This window comes from Arthrobacter sp. KNU40 (assembly GCF_051515115.1).
Lineage (GTDB): Bacteria > Actinomycetota > Actinomycetes > Actinomycetales > Micrococcaceae > Arthrobacter.
The window spans coordinates 397,750-412,056 of sequence record NZ_CP195850.1; the positions used below are offsets into that span (position 1 = coordinate 397,750).

The window sequence follows — 14,307 nt, forward strand, 5'->3', positions numbered from 1 at the left end:
CTTCGGCGGGTTGCGGCACTCCGATGCGGCAGCCCGCCGTCGGGCGCTAACCCCGGACGCTCGCTCACCTTGGGTGAGCGAGCGTTGGGTGGGATGGCCTTATTGGTGAACGAGCGTTCGGTGGAATGCAGTCAAAGGTGAGCTAGCGTCGTCGAAAGTGGCCCTGTAAGTGAGCGAGGATCGCGGGGGCAACGCGAGTAATTTTCCAACATTCCGACCGTAAGTTACCCTGCGTTAGCCTTTTGTCTGGTTGGATTGGGTTTATTGGGGCAGACACTGGAGGCGCCGTCTCCTACCGACCCGAAGGTAGTAATGGAGCTCATCGAGGCCGAGTACCCGCGGCCAGGACACGTACTTCTGCACCTTAGCGACTCCCATCTGTTGGGAGGGTCGGAACCCCTTTACGGCGCGGTTGATAGTGAAGCCCACCTCAGGCAACTCTTTTCGGAAGTGCATGCGTCGAAGGTCCGCCCCGACGCCGTAATCTTCACCGGGGACCTCGCCGATCAGGGTGAGCCCGGTGCCTACGCCAAACTCCGGTCGATCGTCGAACCTGCCTGTCGAGAGATGGGAGCGCGGGTGATCTGGGCGATGGGAAACCACGACGATCGGGCGAATTTCCGTGCGGGCCTCTTCGACCAGAGTGACAATAACGCGCCGGTGGATCACAGCTACTTCGTCAACGGGCTGCGGATCATCACACTGGATACCTCCGTGCCCGGCTTCCATCACGGTGAGCTAAGCCAGAGCCAGCTCGACTGGTTGGGATCGGAGCTTGCGACGCCGGCTCCGGACGGCACGATCCTTGCCCTCCACCACCCTCCGGTCCCAAGCGTCCTCGATCTCTCGATCCTCGTGGAGCTGCGCGGCCAAGCCGCGCTGGCCGACGTCGTGCGCAATTCGGATGTCCGCTCCATCCTGGGCGGCCACCTGCATTACTCCACTACGGCCATGTTCGCCGGTGTCCCCGTATCGGTGGCTTCCGCGAGCTGTTACACGCAGGACCTCAACGTTCCGCAGGGCGGGACCCGCGGCCGTGACGGTGCCCAAGCGTTCAACCTTGTCCACGTTTACGAGCAGACGATCGTGCATTCGGTGGTGCCGTTGGGCAAATCGCCGACTGTCGGTGAGTACGTCAGCCCGGAAGCCACGAGGCGTCGGCTCGCCGAAGCAGGCATCCGGATTCCCCAGAGAGCTACCCACGAACGCGGTTCCAGGGTCGACGCGAAGAGCCCGGAGATGACTCGACGCTAGGGGGCCTACTTCTCCCAGGGCGCCTTGACCGGAAAGTACTTCTCCATGAAGTCCGTCACGAGTCCGGCCCTTTCGTCGGCAGCCACCTCGGGGAAGCTCCCATCGTTGAGGCAGAAGAAGTCCACATTGCGTTTGGCGAGCAAGGTGGGCAGGTAGTGCAGCCCGGACCACAGGGTTGTGTCCACATACCTGACCTTGGCTGCCGTCTGCGTCACGGCCCGGCCCGTGAGCAACGAGTAGTAGTGGTAGAACGAGTTGGTCACGGAGATGTTGTCCGCCGCACGGAACCTGCTGGCCGCTGTCTTGGTGAATTCGGCCGGAAACTCGCGCTCCATCTCTGCGATCACGCTGCGCCGAAGGGGCGCTGCGGTGTGCTCCAGGTGGCGCGTAGTGATGCGCCCGAACCGCTCCCAGAGAAGCTTCCTGTTGACGCGGGCAGCGTTCTCGAAGCCGCTGCGTTCGGCGTCGTTCTCTCCCAGTCCGATCCGGGTGGAGGCTTCGATGAACTTGGTGATGCCGCCGGGAGTGAAGAACATGTCCGGTGCAACGGGCCTGCCGAAAAACATGTCGTCGTTGGAATACAGGAAGTGCTCGGAGAGGCCCTCAATGTGGTGCAGCTGGGATTCCACGGCCTGGGAATTGTGGGTTGGCAGCACTGTGGGGTCCTTGAAGAATTCCTCGCTGCGCATGATCCTGACGCTCGGGTGCTCGGCCAGCCACTCCGGGGCGGGGGAGTCCGTGGCGATGTAGATCCGGCGAATCCAAGGCGCATACATGTACACGGAGCGCAGGGCATACTTGAGCTCGTTGATCTGCCGGAAACGGGCCTCGTGGGCGTCGCCCTCGCCCACGATTGCGTCTTTCATCTGCTCGCGACGGGCCGCGATGTATGCGGGATCGTTGCCGTCCACCCATGAAAAGACGATGTCGACGTCGAAGTCGATGTCGCTCGCGTGGTCCGCGAACATGTTCTCGATGGTCGGCCAGCTCAGCCCGTGGCGTTCCACTGTGCCCCGGACAGCGTCCTGGCGCAGCATGGTTCGCCGGGTCAGGGAGTTCTCCACCGGCAACACGAGCTGATCGCCGTCGAACTCCCACAATTCCAGTTGCACGCCCAAGGAAGGACCGTAAGTCAGCCCGCCCCCGGGTTCCACGCGTGGACGGAAGAGCCGGAAGATCCTGGCCTTCCGGTTGCTTGAGAGTTCGCCATCGGCTACGAGCAACGTGGATTTCTTCCGCGCGTCAACGGTCATGGAGTAGAACGGCTCGTTCCGGAAAGCAGAGACCAGAGCCTGGCGCAGTTTCTTCCGGAGCTTCCAATCGACGGCGATCACAGGCCGGTGGTCGTTGCCGCGGACCAGGATGAAGTCCAGCCCTGCCGCGTCCAGCGCGGCGCGGATGACGAGGAGGTCTTCGACCATCACCTGCTGCGGCGTGCGGTTCTGGTTCAGCAAGCTGTAGCGGCCGCGGTGGCGGACGACGTCGGGGCGGTGCTTGAGGCGCGCGTCGACCGCGGGCGATGTTGGTTCAGGAACGACCGCATCGTCGTCGGACGGGGGGCTACCGAAGTAGATTGCTTGCTGGTCCATGTCTGTGATGGCTTTTCTCCGAAAGGTTGTGGTTCGCGCGAGCTTGGTGGACCTAGCCCACTAAGGCTTCACGCCAACTGCGCAGGAATGCGCCTCCGGCGTCGTCGTGAATGATGTCGTCGCCCAGGCCGAGGTCTGTGGCTGTAAGAACATCGTAGGGCTTGTTGGGCACGCCGTCGGCGGGCCGGACGTCGACGTGCTTGACGCTGTGGTCATTGTGGTGGAGCCAATCCGCCATGGCGTAGTCCGTGCGCGAATCGCCCACTGTCCGCCAGGCCTGCGGGGTGATTCCCTGGGCTGCGAGGAGCTCCACCGCGCGGCTCGCGCCGAGGTCCTTGCCGAGCCGGATGGACTCGATGTCCGTGGAGATGATGGTGGGATCCAGACGGTAGTCGGCGGCGTCGTCGGACTCTGGCGCGTGGTGATCCAGGAGCGCGGCGGAGAGCCCGTGCCTGCCCATGAGCTCCAAAGCATCCGCGTCGAAGAGCTTCTGTTCGGCCAGGTAATCGTCACTTGAGACGTCCAGATGCTGTTCCACCGACACCATGGCGCGCTTTGTCTCATCGAAGAACATGTGCGTCGCGTAGTCCTCCGCCACCATACGGCGGACGTCGTCGCCGTAGGCCTTCGGAACAGCAAGGGCGTGGTCCACATGGATGGGTCCCGGGCCGCCCGAGGTGTAGCTGAACCACACCGCGCCCTTCTCGCAGATCGCATGGACCACCGTTCCCGCGGGCATTCCGGCGGCAATCATGGGTGCCATGACCTGTTCGCGGATGAAAGCGTCTGAACGGCCGGTGTTGAAAATGACGGGGATGCCTGCGGATGCCAAGCTCACGAGGTCGGCGATGATTTCCGGCTTCACGTCGCGCGTCACGGGACTCGCGACAGGGCCGTCGACGTCGAGGAGGAGTGCGAGGGCGGGAGCAGCCGGGTGCGTGCCTGGCATTGAAGCAGTCATGAACCCATTCTGTCAGCCCCGCGTCTCTGTTAGTCCGTGGCGGCAGCGGTGTGAAGGCCGACGGCGGCCGCCGGCCCTGTTTCAGCTCGCACCGTCCGTCAACGGTTACCTTTTGGCCACAACCTTGGTGACCGACTTCTCATAAGTTCCCTTGGACGCCTTACTTCTTTAGGCTTGCAAAGTGATATTCAAAGCTGTGGGCGAGGGACGCCCGTACCCCGACCATGGTTTTTCCACGCCCAAGGACTGGGCCTCGCTGCCGCCCCGTCCTGTCCGGCTCGATGAACTCGTCACCACCAAACGCACGCTTGACCTGGAAGCACTGTTGGCTGAGGATTCAACCTTCTTCGGCGACCTTTTCCCACATGTAGTGCAGTACCAAGGCCTGCTGTATCTCGAAGACGGGCTCCACCGTGCAGTCCGTACTGCGCTCCACCAGCGTACGGCCATCCACGCCCGGGTCTTGGTGATAGATGGTTAACGAAACAATCCCGGAGGAGCAAGTGGCAGTGTCCGAAAATGCGGACCCGAGGAAGCGCCGGAAACGTCCCGGTCGTCAGAAAGACGTGGCGATCCTGCACGGGCATCGGGTTGTCACCGGGCCGGAACTCCGGGCAACTTTTGCCGAGACTCCTGGACCCGAGAGCCATCCTGGGTGGTTCAGCCGCCGCCTCTTGCATGGGATCGTTCTCGCGCTGCTCGTCGGATTGGTGGTTGCCGGACTCGTGGGCGCCTGGGCAGTCATCAACGGCGTGATCCGTTTCCCTTCCGCCGTTGCAAGCCAGGTGCCGGCGGCAGTGTGTCCTGCCACTGTTTTCGACTACATGCCCAACAACAAGATCAGCGTGAACATCTACAATGCCGCCGGCAGGGCCGGTCTGGCCAAGAACATTGCGGACCAGTTGAAGGCCCGGGGATACAACGTCGGCACGGTCGATAACTCCACCACCAGCTACACCGGCCCGGCCATGGTTGTTTCGGGATCGGGCGGTCAAGCGGCGGCTTTCAACATCCAGCGGAACATCGCGGGCACCGACTACTTCCAGGACCAACGGACGGATGCCTCCGTGGACCTCATCCTCGCGCCCGGCTTCTCGGCACTGGTGCCGCCGGAGCTCGTGGACAACACCCCGGGCAAGCTCAGTTGTCCCCGTCTGGAGCAGCGGATCGCCGACAACGCGAAGCTGCCGGTAATGCCGACGCCGTAGCGTTGGCCTTCCATGGACTGAGCCAGCTACCGCCGGCCCCGCGGCAAGGCCCCGCGGCAAGGTCATGCCAAGCGCGCGGGCCGGCCGTCGTCGTCGAACCTTGCTCCTGCGCCCAACTGGATGAACCGCACGGTCTGGACTAACCGCTCCTCAAGCTCGTTCAGCTCTGTTCCGATCGCGGCATTGCCGCGTGCCGCGCTGGAGGAAAGAGTTCCGTGGATGAGCCTCGCCAGCTGGCCGACGTCTGTGGGCGGGAGGTAGCCGGCTGCGATTCCGTCGCGCAGGATGTCCTGGAGCAGCAGGTTGAGTTCGCCGACGTGATCTGCCAATTTGGCAAAGGAAGCGGGAGAGAGGACAGCCCCCATCGCAGGGCCCGGCGGGAGGTGCCGGCGGCTCAGGTCTTCCACCTGGGCGCGCACGTAGAGGGCCAGGCGGTCCACCGGGTTCTGCAGTGCGGCGAGGGATTCGCGCAGATCGCCCAGGAATCGCTCGGTCTCGTCGAGCGCGTACGCAATGAGGAGCTGTTCCATGTCGGCGTAGTAGTTGTATACCGCCGTCCGGCCGACGCCGGCGTGCCGCGCGACGTCGGTCATGGTCAAGCCGGGCAGGCCGTGGGTGAAGAGCAGTTCCCCGAAAGCTGTCAGGACCCGGCGTCGGGTTTCAGCGCGTTGCGCCGCATTGCTGGCGGCCGTAATCCTAGGCATACAGACACTTTACAGGGATCTGTCAGCAAAGTTGGGTGTGTGCGGCGCGAGCTGGCAGCAGATGACCTTGCAACGCGCCGTTGGGGTCGCCTGCTGCCAGCTCGCGCAAAGGTTCTAGATCGCGCAGCCGTCCGGGCCGCAGGCGTCGGCGTCGGGGCTGCCGACGGCGACCAGGGGATTCGCTTCCTGCCATGCCTGCGCGAGGGCCTGCGTGAAGACCTCTGAGGGCTGCGCGCCGGAGAGTCCGTACTTGCGGTCGATGACAAAGAACGGCACGCCGGTGACGCCGAGCATCCGGGCTTCGGCGATGTCGCCGCGGACGTCCTCTGCGTACTTGTCGGTGCTGAACAGCTCCGCGACCTCGGCTTGCGGCAGGCCCAACTCGCTGCCGAGCTTGGCCAGGTATTCCTGGCTTCCGATGTCCTCGCCGTGTTCAAAATGGCCGCTCAGGAGCTGCTCTTTGGCTTCGTCCTGCTTGCCGTGGGCGGCAGCCAAGTGGATGAGGCGGTGTGCCGTGAAGCTGTTGGCCACCACGACGTCGTCGAAACGGTAGTTGAGGCCCTCGCCCTTTGCCTGCAACGCCACGTGCTTGAACATCTGGCTGACCTGCGCGGGGTCCATGCCCTTGCGCTTGCTCAGGTAATCGAGCTCTGTGCCGTCGTAGTGTTCCGGGATGCTCGGATCCAACTGGTAGCTGCGCCACTGGATCTCGACCGAGTCGCGGTGCGGGAATTCAGCAAGGGCTGTTTCGAACCGGCGCTTTCCGATGTAGCACCACGGGCAAGCGACGTCTGACCAGATCTCAATCTTCATGGTGGCGACAACCGGAAGCGGGGCCCGGGCATTCCCGGAAGGGGCTGTTGGACTGGTCACAGCCCGGCGTCCTAGACCGCCCGCTCCATCACGAAATCGTGCTCCACGGTATCGCCCAGGCGGAACGACTTGGTCCCGACCTTCCTGAATCCACTCTTCCCATAGAAGCGGATGGCCTTGGCGTTCTGGCTGTTGACGCCCAGCCACACCCCGGCCGCACCCGAGCCGGCAGCGCGGTCCAACGTGGCCTTCATGAGTTCGGCGGCAGCACCGAGGCCGTGGTGTTCCGGATGCACATAGCATTTGCTCAGCTCTGTGGAGGGGTTGAGCGTCAGGGCCGACGCTACATCGGTATCGGTTGTGGGCCGGGCCACGAGCATGCTGTAGCCGCGGAGTTCCCCGGCGGCGTCGACGGCCAGGATGGTGACGTCCGGATCGGCAAGGTATTCCGTGAACTTCTCCGCACTCAGCGTCCTGCGCAGGTGCGCGGCGATGTCTTCGGGCGAGGAGTCCGGCGGGCAGGCGAGCGGAAAGGTGACGGCGGCAAGCTCCGCCAGCCGTCCGGCGTCGTCCGCTGTTGCTTCACGGATTGTCTGGCTCATGCGGTCCTCTCTGGCAATCGGGCGCAGAAATGCCCCTCAAGACTGATCTTAAGGGGCATTTCAGGAAAGATTACGACGGCGGTGGCCCGCCCGCTTTCCGCTCGCGGAGCCGGGCTGCTTAGGCGCGGGCTTCCGCAAGCAGGCGAAGATCCTCATCCGGCTCGGGATCCCTGCCCAAAGCGAGGCCGACAATGGTGACGACGGCCGTGGCGAGCAGGTATGCGGCGATCAGGATCCAGTTACCGGTGGCGGCGTAGAGGGCGGTGAAGATCAACGGTGCCACAGCTCCGCCCACTACGCCCGCCACCGTGTATGCGAGGGAACTTCCGGCATAGCGGAGCCGGGCCGGGAACTGTTCCGTGATGAAGGCCGCCTGCGGACCGTACATGAAGGCGTGCAGCCCGAGGCCGATCACGACGCCGACAGTCAACAGGAGGACGGAGCGGGACTGGATCATGAGGAAGAACAACGGGATGTACACGGCTGTGGCAGCAGCGGTGATGCCGTAGACGAGCCGGCGGTTGAACCGGTCCGTGACAGCTCCTGCGGCCGGGATCAGGAACAGCTGGAATGCCGAGCCCACCAGGACTGCACCCAGGACGTTGCCGGTGGTCATCCCCAGTTCCTTGGTGGCGTAGACCGCGACAAAGACGGTGAACAACGCGTATAAGACGTCGGGGCAGATCCGGCACAGCGCGGCGGCGAGGAGGGGACGGAACTGGGTGGTGAGGACTTCCTTGATGGGAGCCTTGGGCCGTTCGCCGGTGGCTTCGATGGCCTTGAAAACCGGGGTTTCCTCGAGCTTGAGCCGGATGACCAGGCCGAAGGCAACCAGGATGGCCGAACTGAGGAAGGCCACGCGCCAACCCCAAGCGATGAAGGCATCGTTGCTCATGACGGCAGCGAGGACAGCCAGTGCGCCGTTGGCCAGCAGGTTGCCCGCGGGCGGCCCGATCTGGGCCGCGGACGACCAGAATCCGCGCTTGCTGGGATTGGCGTACTCGCTGGACAGCAACACGGCGCCGCCCCATTCGCCGCCGACGCCGATGCCCTGGGCCAAGCGAAGGAGGACCAGGATGATCGTGGCTCCAATGCCGATCGTGTGGTAGTCCGGCAACGCGCCGATGAGGACCGTGGCCGCGCCAATGAGGATGAGGGTGATGACCAGGACGTTCTTGCGTCCGATCTTGTCTCCGAGCCGGCCAAAGACAACGCCGCCAATGGGCCGGGCGAGGTAACCCACCGCGAAGGCCGAGAAGGAGAGCAGGAGGCCCGTGGTTTCGTCGTTCGTGGGAAAGAAAATCTTGGGGAAGACGAGCGCGGAGGCAACGGAGTAGATGGCGAAGTCGTAGTACTCCAGGGAGGTGCCTGTGACGCTGGCAATGAAGGCCTTGATGGCGCCTGCCGAGGGTTTGCTGCGCCTTGTTGGACTTGGCGAAGTGGTCGCGGACATGGTTCCTCCATGGAACGTTGGGCGGGCTTTGTGATCCCGATCTCAATCGGGGTCTACAACCAATGATGCATCACATGGAAGAATTGTTCAACAATTTTTTGGCGGAAGTTCTTGCCTAAGCGGTGAGATGTTGGCGGATCCCTTCGACAATTAGGTCATGATCCTCCTGCGATGAAAGGCCTGACGCAGTGACAGCCGCGACCACGCCGACGCCACGGACCCGCACGGGAAACGAGCCGCCTGTCACGGCATAGTCGGCGCCGAGCCACCCGCTGGCTACCGGATCGATACCGGCGGAGGACAGTCGGGCTTCGACAAGTGCGCTGCTTGTTTCCATTCGCAAGACGAGTGCGGATTTCCGTGCGATCCACGATTCCTGGTCCGGTGTGATTCCGGGCAACGCAGCTCGGAAAAGAATGAGCCCGGGGCGCCGGATATCGATGCCGATCGCGTGACCGGCCTCCTGGGCCATGTTGGTCAACAGTGAGCCGAGCCTCCAGGCGTCTCCGTGATCGAAGGAAGTGAAAATCAGCTCCTCTTCTTGGCGCTTGAGCGCTGCCAATGCTTCAACAGCGGCGATGTCGGTCATGAGACCCCTTCTGAGAGATCGCCTGGATAGGCGATATAGGCGAACCTAGTTGAGTCGGGTGACCAACTGTTGACATTGAGGGTTCCCTGGCCGCCGAAGAGGGGCCACGTGTGGAGCGGAGTGGCCCAGTCGCTCGTGGAAACAACGACGACGTCGACCCGCAAGTCCGCGGGGTGGCCCACCGTGCCGCCGGGGAAACGGATGTAGCTGGCCAGGCGCCCGTCGGGCGAGAGGTGCGGGAACCAGTCAACGGTGCCGCTTTCAAGCAGGCGCTCTGGCGTGCCGCGGTGACTGGCCCGCACCCTGGCAAGTTGGGCGTGGCCCGGCCGATCCGTGAAGGCCTCGGTATTGAAGTACAGCCATTCGCCGTCGGGCGAGTACTCGGGGCCGTCGCAGTGGCCGTCGACGTCGATTGCGGACGCTGGTCCGCCCCCTGCTGGAATCGTGATGAGCCGGCCCGGCTGGGTGAAATCCCCTGCTTCTATTCCCACGTAGGCGAGGGTCTGTCCGTCGGGGCTGACGCCGTGGAGGAAATGGAACCACCCGTCGTCGTCCGTGATCTTCGTGGCCTCACCGCCGTCGAGGGCTGCGCTGTAGATGTGGCCGTCATTCGCCGAGAGGTAAATGGTGGTGCCGTCGGGCGCGAGGACGTGGTCGTTGTTGAGGTCGGGGATGCCGGTGATGGCTACCTTTTCGAGTCCGCCGGAAAGATCCAGCCGCCACAGGGCGCCGTCACCATTGAGGATGAGGGCCTGGCCATCGAGCGTCCAGTTGGGTGCCTCCAGGAGCAAATTGTCCGTGTTGAAGGCCAGCTCGGACGTGCCGGTCGCAGAGGCGATCCATACTTCGCAGCGCTGGCCGGGTTGGAGGGTTCGTATCACAGTGCTTCCTCGGGAGAACTCGGGGCGCGAGTTGGCAGCAGATGCCCGCAAAATCGGATTTTGGGGTCATCTGCTGCCAATTCGCGCTAACCGCAGGGGTGGTTAGTCCTGGCTGAAGGCGGCGTCGAAGGAGGTCTGCGAGGGCGGGAAGTCGAACTTCTTGAGGGCGGCGAGGGCTTCCGGGGCGCCGTGGAGGCGGTCCATGCCTGCATCTTCCCATTCCACGGAGATCGGGCCGTTGTAGCCGATCGCTGTGAGGGCGCGGAAGGAGGATTCCCAGGGGACGTCGCCGCGTCCGGCGGAGACGAAGTCCCAGCCGCGGCGGGGGTCGCCCCAGGGCAGGTGGGAACCCATGACGGTGTTGCGGCCGGTGGGGCGCAGCTTGGTGTCCTTGCAGTCCACGTGGTAGATCCGGTCCTTGAAGTCCCAGATGAAGGAGACGGGGTCGATGCCTTGCCACATGAAGTGGGAGGGGTCCCAGTTCAGCCCGAACGCTTCGCGGTGCCCGATCGCTTCCAGGGTGCGCACGGTGGTCCAGTAGTCGTAGGCGATCTCGCTCGGGTGGACTTCGTGGGCGAAGCGGACACCGCATTCGTCGAAGACGTCCAGGATGGGGTTCCAGCGGTCGGCGAAGTCCTGGTAGCCGGCTTCGATGACCTTCTCGGGGACGGGCGGGAACATGGCGACGTACTGCCAGATGGAGGAGCCGGTGAACCCGACGACGGTGTCCACGCCGAGGGCTTTGGCGAGGCGGGCGGTGTGTTTCATTTCCTCGGCGGCGCGTTGGCGGACGCCTTCGGGGTCCCCGTCGCCCCAGACCTTGGCGCCGACGATGGCTTGGTGGCGGAAGTCGATGGGGTCATCGCAGACGGCCTGGCCTTTGAGGTGGTTGGAGATGGCCCAGACCTTGAGGTTGTATTTGTCCAGGATGGCGAGCTTGGATTCGACGTAGCCGGGTTCGTCCCAGCGCCAGGCGTCCAGGTGGTCGCCGGACACGGCGATCTCCAGGCCGTCATAGCCCCAGCCTGAGGCGAGGCGGGCGACTTCCTCGAAGGGCAGGTCGGCCCACTGGCCGGTGAACAAGGTATACGGGCGGGGCATTGGTTCTCCTAGGGAAAAGTTTCGGGGCGTGCCTCAGGCCAGGGCTGTCAGTGCCCGGCGACCTGGATGATCGCGGACTTGGCATCGGCGGATTCTTCGATGGCGGCCAGGACCTGTTGGACGGCGAGCCCGTCCTCGAACGACGGCGACGGCGGGGTCCCGGCGTCGATGGCTGCCAGGAAGTCGCGGATTTCGTGGGTGAAGGTGTGTTCCCAGCCGATGACGTGGCCCTGGGGCCACCAGGCGTCCATGTAGGGGTGTTCGGGTTCGTTGACCAGGATGCGTCGGAAGCCCTGCTCCCGGACGGGCACCGTGGCGTCCATGAAACCCAGTTCGTTGATGGATTCCAGGTCGAACAGGAGCGAGCCCTTGTCGCCGTAGATTTCCATCGTGAGCGAGTTCTTCTTGCCCGTGGCCATGCGGGAGACTTCCACGGAGGCGACCGCCCCGGAGGCGAGGGTCAGCGTGGCCCAGGCGGCGTCGTCGACCGTTACTTGTTCCGGACCGTCCGCGCCGGGGCGGCTGTCCACGAAGGTGTGCAGCCGGCCGGAGACCTCGGTGACTGTGTCCCCGAGCAGGAAGAGGACCTGGTCGATGGCGTGGGAGGCGATGTCGCCCAACGCGCCGGATCCGGCGGTTTCCTTGTTCAACCGCCAGGTCATGGGGGAGTCCGGGTCCACGAGCCAGTCCTGCAGGTAGGCCGCACGGACGTGCCGGACCGTGCCCAGCCGGCCTTCCGCGATGAGCTCGCGGGCCAGCGCGAGGGCCGGTACCCGGCGGTAGTTGAAGCCGATCATAGACTGGATGCCGCGCGAGCGGGCTGCCCGCGCGGCATCCGTCATGGCTTCGGCCTCGGCCAGGGTGTTCGCGAGGGGCTTCTCCACGAGCACGTGCTTGCCCGCTTCCAACGCCGCGATGGCGATTTCGGCGTGCATCCAGCCCGGGGCGCAGATATCCACGATGTGGATGTCATCGCGTTCCAGGACCTGGCGCCAGTCCGTGGCGGACTCGCTCCACCCGTACCGGGCCGCGGCCTCGGCGACCTGTTCCGGGTCCCGGCCCACGAGCACTTTCTGCTCGAAGGCCGGAACATCGAAGAAGCTGCCCACGTTCCGCCACGCGTTCGAATGGGCCTTGCCCATGAACGCGTAGCCGATCGCGGCAACACCCAGGGTTGTCTTAACCGGTTCGCCGTCGTGAGGGGTGGTGGGGGTAGGGGCGGAGCTAGTCATGAGTGATTCCTAGAGGGTGGCGGCCATCGGGTCCCAGTCCTCGGGGAGGGCTTGGGAGGTCACGGCGGAGCTGTCGACGCCTACAAACGTGCCGGTTTCGGCGGACTCGGAAATGGAAACCAGGGTATCGACCACATGATAGGCGAGGGCTCCCTGGGCGCGGTGCGGAACACCGGCGCGCAGGGACCGGGCCATGTCCAGCACGCCCATACCGCGGCCGTTGGCCGGTCCCGTGGCGGGAATGATTTCCGCTTCCTCGGCTCCGGCGCGCCAGAGCTTGAGGTCGCCGTCGAAGTAGTTCGGATCGGGCAGCTCGAGGGTGCCCTCGGTGCCGGTGATCTCCACGAAGCCCATCCGCAGGCGGGGGGATTCGAAGCTGAAGACGCTGTGCGAGGAGGCGCCGCCCTCGAACTGGAGCATCGCGGAGACATGGGTGGGGACCTCGACGGGGAATTCCTCCCCTGCCTTGGGCCCGGAACCGACCACGCGGACGTCTTTGGCCTTCGACCCGACGGCGGCGACCTTGCGGACCGAACCGAAGGTCTGGACCAGCGCGGTGACATAGTAGGGGCCCATGTCGAAGAGCGGGCCTGCGCCGTGGGCGAAGAGGAACGACGGGTTCGGGTGCCAGGATTCCGGGCCGGGGGTCTGGAACATGGTCAGCGCGGTCAGCGGGGTGCCGATGTCGCCGCGTTCGATGATCCGCCGGGCGGTCTGCAGTCCTGCGCCCAGGAAGGTGTCCGGTGCGCAGCCCAGGCGGATGCCCGCGGCGTCGGCGGTCTTCAGCAGCGCCAGCCCGGATTCGCGGTCCAGGGAGAACGGCTTCTCGGTCCAGACGTGCTTGCCGGCGTTCACGGCGGCCGTGGCCACCTCGACGTGCGCGGCCGGGATGGTCAGGTTCACGATGATCTCGACGTCGGGATGGTTCAGGGCCGCGTCCACGCCGCCCCACTCGGGGATGCCGTATTCCTTGGCCCGCGCTTCCGCGGCTTCCTCGAACAAGTCCGCGATGACGTGGACTTTCAGGTCAGGGAAGACTGTCAGGTTGTCCAGGTAAGCCTTGCTGATGTTGCCCGCGCCGATCACGGCGACGCCCACGGGCCCCCGCCGGGTGGACGGTGTGGACTGGTGCGTTGCGGCGCTCATGCGTTCACTTCCTGTGCTGCGTTGTCCTGAAGGAAGGCGAGGCTTTCGGCGATGCCTTCAAAGATGTCTCCGGCGTAGTCGTCGAACTCCACGACGCCGACTTCCAGGGACTTGGCGGCAGCAACGACGTCGAGCACCGGGATGGTGCCCTGGCCTGCCGGCAGCTGGGCCTTGGTGTCCGTGGTGCCGGGGCCGTCCTTGATGTGGATGAACTTCACGCGGTCACCGAGGCGGGCGAGCAGTTCCACGGGGTTCTGGCCGCCGACGGATACCCAGTAGGTATCCACTTCCAGGACCAGTTCCGGGTCAAGGAGGCCTTCGAAGTACTCCAGGGCGGTCTGGCCCTCGATGGTGGACTCAAGTTCCCAGGCGTGGTTGTGGTAGCCGACGCGGATGCCGTATTCGGCGCCCTTCTTGGCGGCGGCGTTGAGCTTGGCCGCGGTGGCCTGGATGTCCTCGGCCTTCTGCCAGTGCTCGGCAGGCAGGTAGGGGTCGATGACCGTGCTGATGCCGAGTTCCTTGGCGGCTGCGAAGATCTCGTCCTGGTCCTGGCTCAGCAACGGCGCGTGACCGGACGGGGCGCTCAGCCCGTTCTCCTTCAGCGCAGCGCCGAGCTCCTTCGCCGTGGCCACGAAATTGTAGGGTTCAACCTGCGTGTAACCGATCTCGGCAACCTTTTTGATGGTGCCCGGCAGGTCTTCCTGCATGGCATTGCGCAGGGTGTACAGCTGGATGGAGTAAGACATGGTTTTCCTTTGCGTTGTCAGTTGCGTG

15 protein-coding genes are annotated in these 14,307 nt (G+C 64.6%); 3 read left to right on the forward strand and 12 right to left on the reverse strand.

Going from position 1 to position 14,307, the window contains the following annotated elements:
* Positions 1–312 precede the first annotated feature (312 nt).
* The gene (locus ACSKT0_RS01950; protein WP_345449501.1) at positions 313–1,254 is read left to right on the forward strand and encodes a phosphodiesterase; all 942 of its coding nucleotides are present in this window, start codon (positions 313–315) and stop codon (positions 1,252–1,254) included.
* Positions 1,255–1,259: 5 nt separating this feature from the next.
* Here the strand turns inward: ACSKT0_RS01950 and ACSKT0_RS01955 are convergent, their stop codons facing one another.
* Positions 1,260–2,843: a stealth family protein gene (locus ACSKT0_RS01955; protein WP_345449499.1), complete on the reverse strand. Its 1,584-nt coding sequence runs from the start codon at positions 2,841–2,843 to the stop codon at positions 1,260–1,262.
* Between the two features lie 52 nt (positions 2,844–2,895).
* Positions 2,896–3,804: a hypothetical protein gene (locus tag ACSKT0_RS01960; RefSeq protein WP_437772263.1), complete on the reverse strand. Its 909-nt coding sequence runs from the start codon at positions 3,802–3,804 to the stop codon at positions 2,896–2,898.
* Between the two features lie 181 nt (positions 3,805–3,985).
* Between ACSKT0_RS01960 and ACSKT0_RS01965 the strand changes: the two genes are divergently transcribed.
* The gene (locus tag ACSKT0_RS01965; RefSeq protein ID WP_059388531.1) at positions 3,986–4,285 is read left to right on the forward strand and encodes a type II toxin-antitoxin system VapB family antitoxin; all 300 of its coding nucleotides are present in this window, start codon (positions 3,986–3,988) and stop codon (positions 4,283–4,285) included.
* Entirely contained in the window at positions 4,278–5,012 is a 735-nt protein-coding gene (locus ACSKT0_RS01970; protein ID WP_437772264.1) for a LytR C-terminal domain-containing protein, read from the forward strand. The genes ACSKT0_RS01965 and ACSKT0_RS01970 overlap by 8 nt, the downstream gene beginning before the upstream one ends.
* Positions 5,013–5,074: 62 nt before the next feature.
* Here the strand turns inward: ACSKT0_RS01970 and ACSKT0_RS01975 are convergent, their stop codons facing one another.
* The 10 genes from ACSKT0_RS01975 to ACSKT0_RS02020 all read right to left on the reverse strand — a co-directional run bounded on the left by ACSKT0_RS01975 (position 5,075) and on the right by ACSKT0_RS02020 (position 14,279).
* Positions 5,075–5,716: a TetR/AcrR family transcriptional regulator gene (locus ACSKT0_RS01975; RefSeq protein WP_437772265.1), complete on the reverse strand. Its 642-nt coding sequence runs from the start codon at positions 5,714–5,716 to the stop codon at positions 5,075–5,077.
* A gap of 114 nt (positions 5,717–5,830) precedes the next feature.
* Positions 5,831–6,529: a DsbA family oxidoreductase gene (locus ACSKT0_RS01980; protein WP_437773948.1), complete on the reverse strand. Its 699-nt coding sequence runs from the start codon at positions 6,527–6,529 to the stop codon at positions 5,831–5,833.
* Between the two features lie 71 nt (positions 6,530–6,600).
* On the reverse strand, positions 6,601–7,131 hold the full coding sequence (locus ACSKT0_RS01985) for an N-acetyltransferase family protein (RefSeq protein WP_437772266.1): 531 nt from the start codon (positions 7,129–7,131) through the stop codon (positions 6,601–6,603).
* 118 nt (positions 7,132–7,249) lie between these two features.
* Positions 7,250–8,584 (reverse strand): MFS transporter, encoded by a 1,335-nt coding sequence (locus ACSKT0_RS01990; protein WP_437772267.1) that lies wholly within the window; start codon positions 8,582–8,584, stop codon positions 7,250–7,252.
* A gap of 115 nt (positions 8,585–8,699) precedes the next feature.
* Positions 8,700–9,173: a heme-degrading domain-containing protein gene (locus tag ACSKT0_RS01995; protein ID WP_437772268.1), complete on the reverse strand. Its 474-nt coding sequence runs from the start codon at positions 9,171–9,173 to the stop codon at positions 8,700–8,702.
* Positions 9,170–10,054 carry a TolB family protein gene (locus ACSKT0_RS02000; RefSeq protein ID WP_437772269.1) on the reverse strand — a complete coding sequence of 295 codons (885 nt, stop codon included), beginning with the start codon at positions 10,052–10,054 and terminating at the stop codon, positions 9,170–9,172. The genes ACSKT0_RS01995 and ACSKT0_RS02000 overlap by 4 nt, the downstream gene beginning before the upstream one ends.
* Before the next feature lie 102 nt (positions 10,055–10,156).
* Complete coding sequence (locus tag ACSKT0_RS02005; protein ID WP_437772270.1) at positions 10,157–11,155, reverse strand: sugar phosphate isomerase/epimerase family protein; 999 nt, start codon at positions 11,153–11,155, stop codon at positions 10,157–10,159.
* Between the two features lie 47 nt (positions 11,156–11,202).
* Positions 11,203–12,387, reverse strand: a complete 1,185-nt coding sequence (locus tag ACSKT0_RS02010) for a Gfo/Idh/MocA family protein (RefSeq protein ID WP_437772271.1) — start codon at positions 12,385–12,387, stop codon at positions 11,203–11,205.
* A 9-nt stretch (positions 12,388–12,396) separates the two neighbouring features.
* A complete protein-coding gene (locus ACSKT0_RS02015; RefSeq protein ID WP_437772272.1) occupies positions 12,397–13,533 on the reverse strand; it encodes a Gfo/Idh/MocA family protein in 1,137 nt (378 codons plus the stop codon).
* On the reverse strand, positions 13,530–14,279 hold the full coding sequence (locus tag ACSKT0_RS02020) for a sugar phosphate isomerase/epimerase family protein (protein WP_437772273.1): 750 nt from the start codon (positions 14,277–14,279) through the stop codon (positions 13,530–13,532). Before ACSKT0_RS02020 ends, ACSKT0_RS02015 begins: the two co-directional genes overlap by 4 nt.
* Positions 14,280–14,307: the final 28 nt, after the last annotated feature.

Bases quoted from the DNA above. Each gene is read 5' to 3' on its own strand.
- ACSKT0_RS01950 (WP_345449501.1), top strand. From the start codon at position 313: ATGGAGCTCATCGAGGCCGAGTACCCGCGGCCAGGACACGTACTTCTG.
- ACSKT0_RS01955 (WP_345449499.1), bottom strand. From the start codon at position 2,843: ATGGACCAGCAAGCAATCTACTTCGGTAGCCCCCCGTCCGACGACGAT.
- ACSKT0_RS01960 (WP_437772263.1), bottom strand. From the start codon at position 3,804: ATGACTGCTTCAATGCCAGGCACGCACCCGGCTGCTCCCGCCCTCGCA.
- ACSKT0_RS01970 (WP_437772264.1), top strand. From the start codon at position 4,278: ATGGTTAACGAAACAATCCCGGAGGAGCAAGTGGCAGTGTCCGAAAAT.
- ACSKT0_RS01975 (WP_437772265.1), bottom strand. From the start codon at position 5,716: ATGCCTAGGATTACGGCCGCCAGCAATGCGGCGCAACGCGCTGAAACC.
- ACSKT0_RS01980 (WP_437773948.1), bottom strand. From the start codon at position 6,529: ATGAAGATTGAGATCTGGTCAGACGTCGCTTGCCCGTGGTGCTACATC.
- ACSKT0_RS01985 (WP_437772266.1), bottom strand. From the start codon at position 7,131: ATGAGCCAGACAATCCGTGAAGCAACAGCGGACGACGCCGGACGGCTG.
- ACSKT0_RS01990 (WP_437772267.1), bottom strand. From the start codon at position 8,584: ATGTCCGCGACCACTTCGCCAAGTCCAACAAGGCGCAGCAAACCCTCG.
- ACSKT0_RS01995 (WP_437772268.1), bottom strand. From the start codon at position 9,173: ATGACCGACATCGCCGCTGTTGAAGCATTGGCAGCGCTCAAGCGCCAA.
- ACSKT0_RS02005 (WP_437772270.1), bottom strand. From the start codon at position 11,155: ATGCCCCGCCCGTATACCTTGTTCACCGGCCAGTGGGCCGACCTGCCC.
- ACSKT0_RS02010 (WP_437772271.1), bottom strand. From the start codon at position 12,387: ATGACTAGCTCCGCCCCTACCCCCACCACCCCTCACGACGGCGAACCG.
- ACSKT0_RS02015 (WP_437772272.1), bottom strand. From the start codon at position 13,533: ATGAGCGCCGCAACGCACCAGTCCACACCGTCCACCCGGCGGGGGCCC.
- ACSKT0_RS02020 (WP_437772273.1), bottom strand. From the start codon at position 14,279: ATGTCTTACTCCATCCAGCTGTACACCCTGCGCAATGCCATGCAGGAA.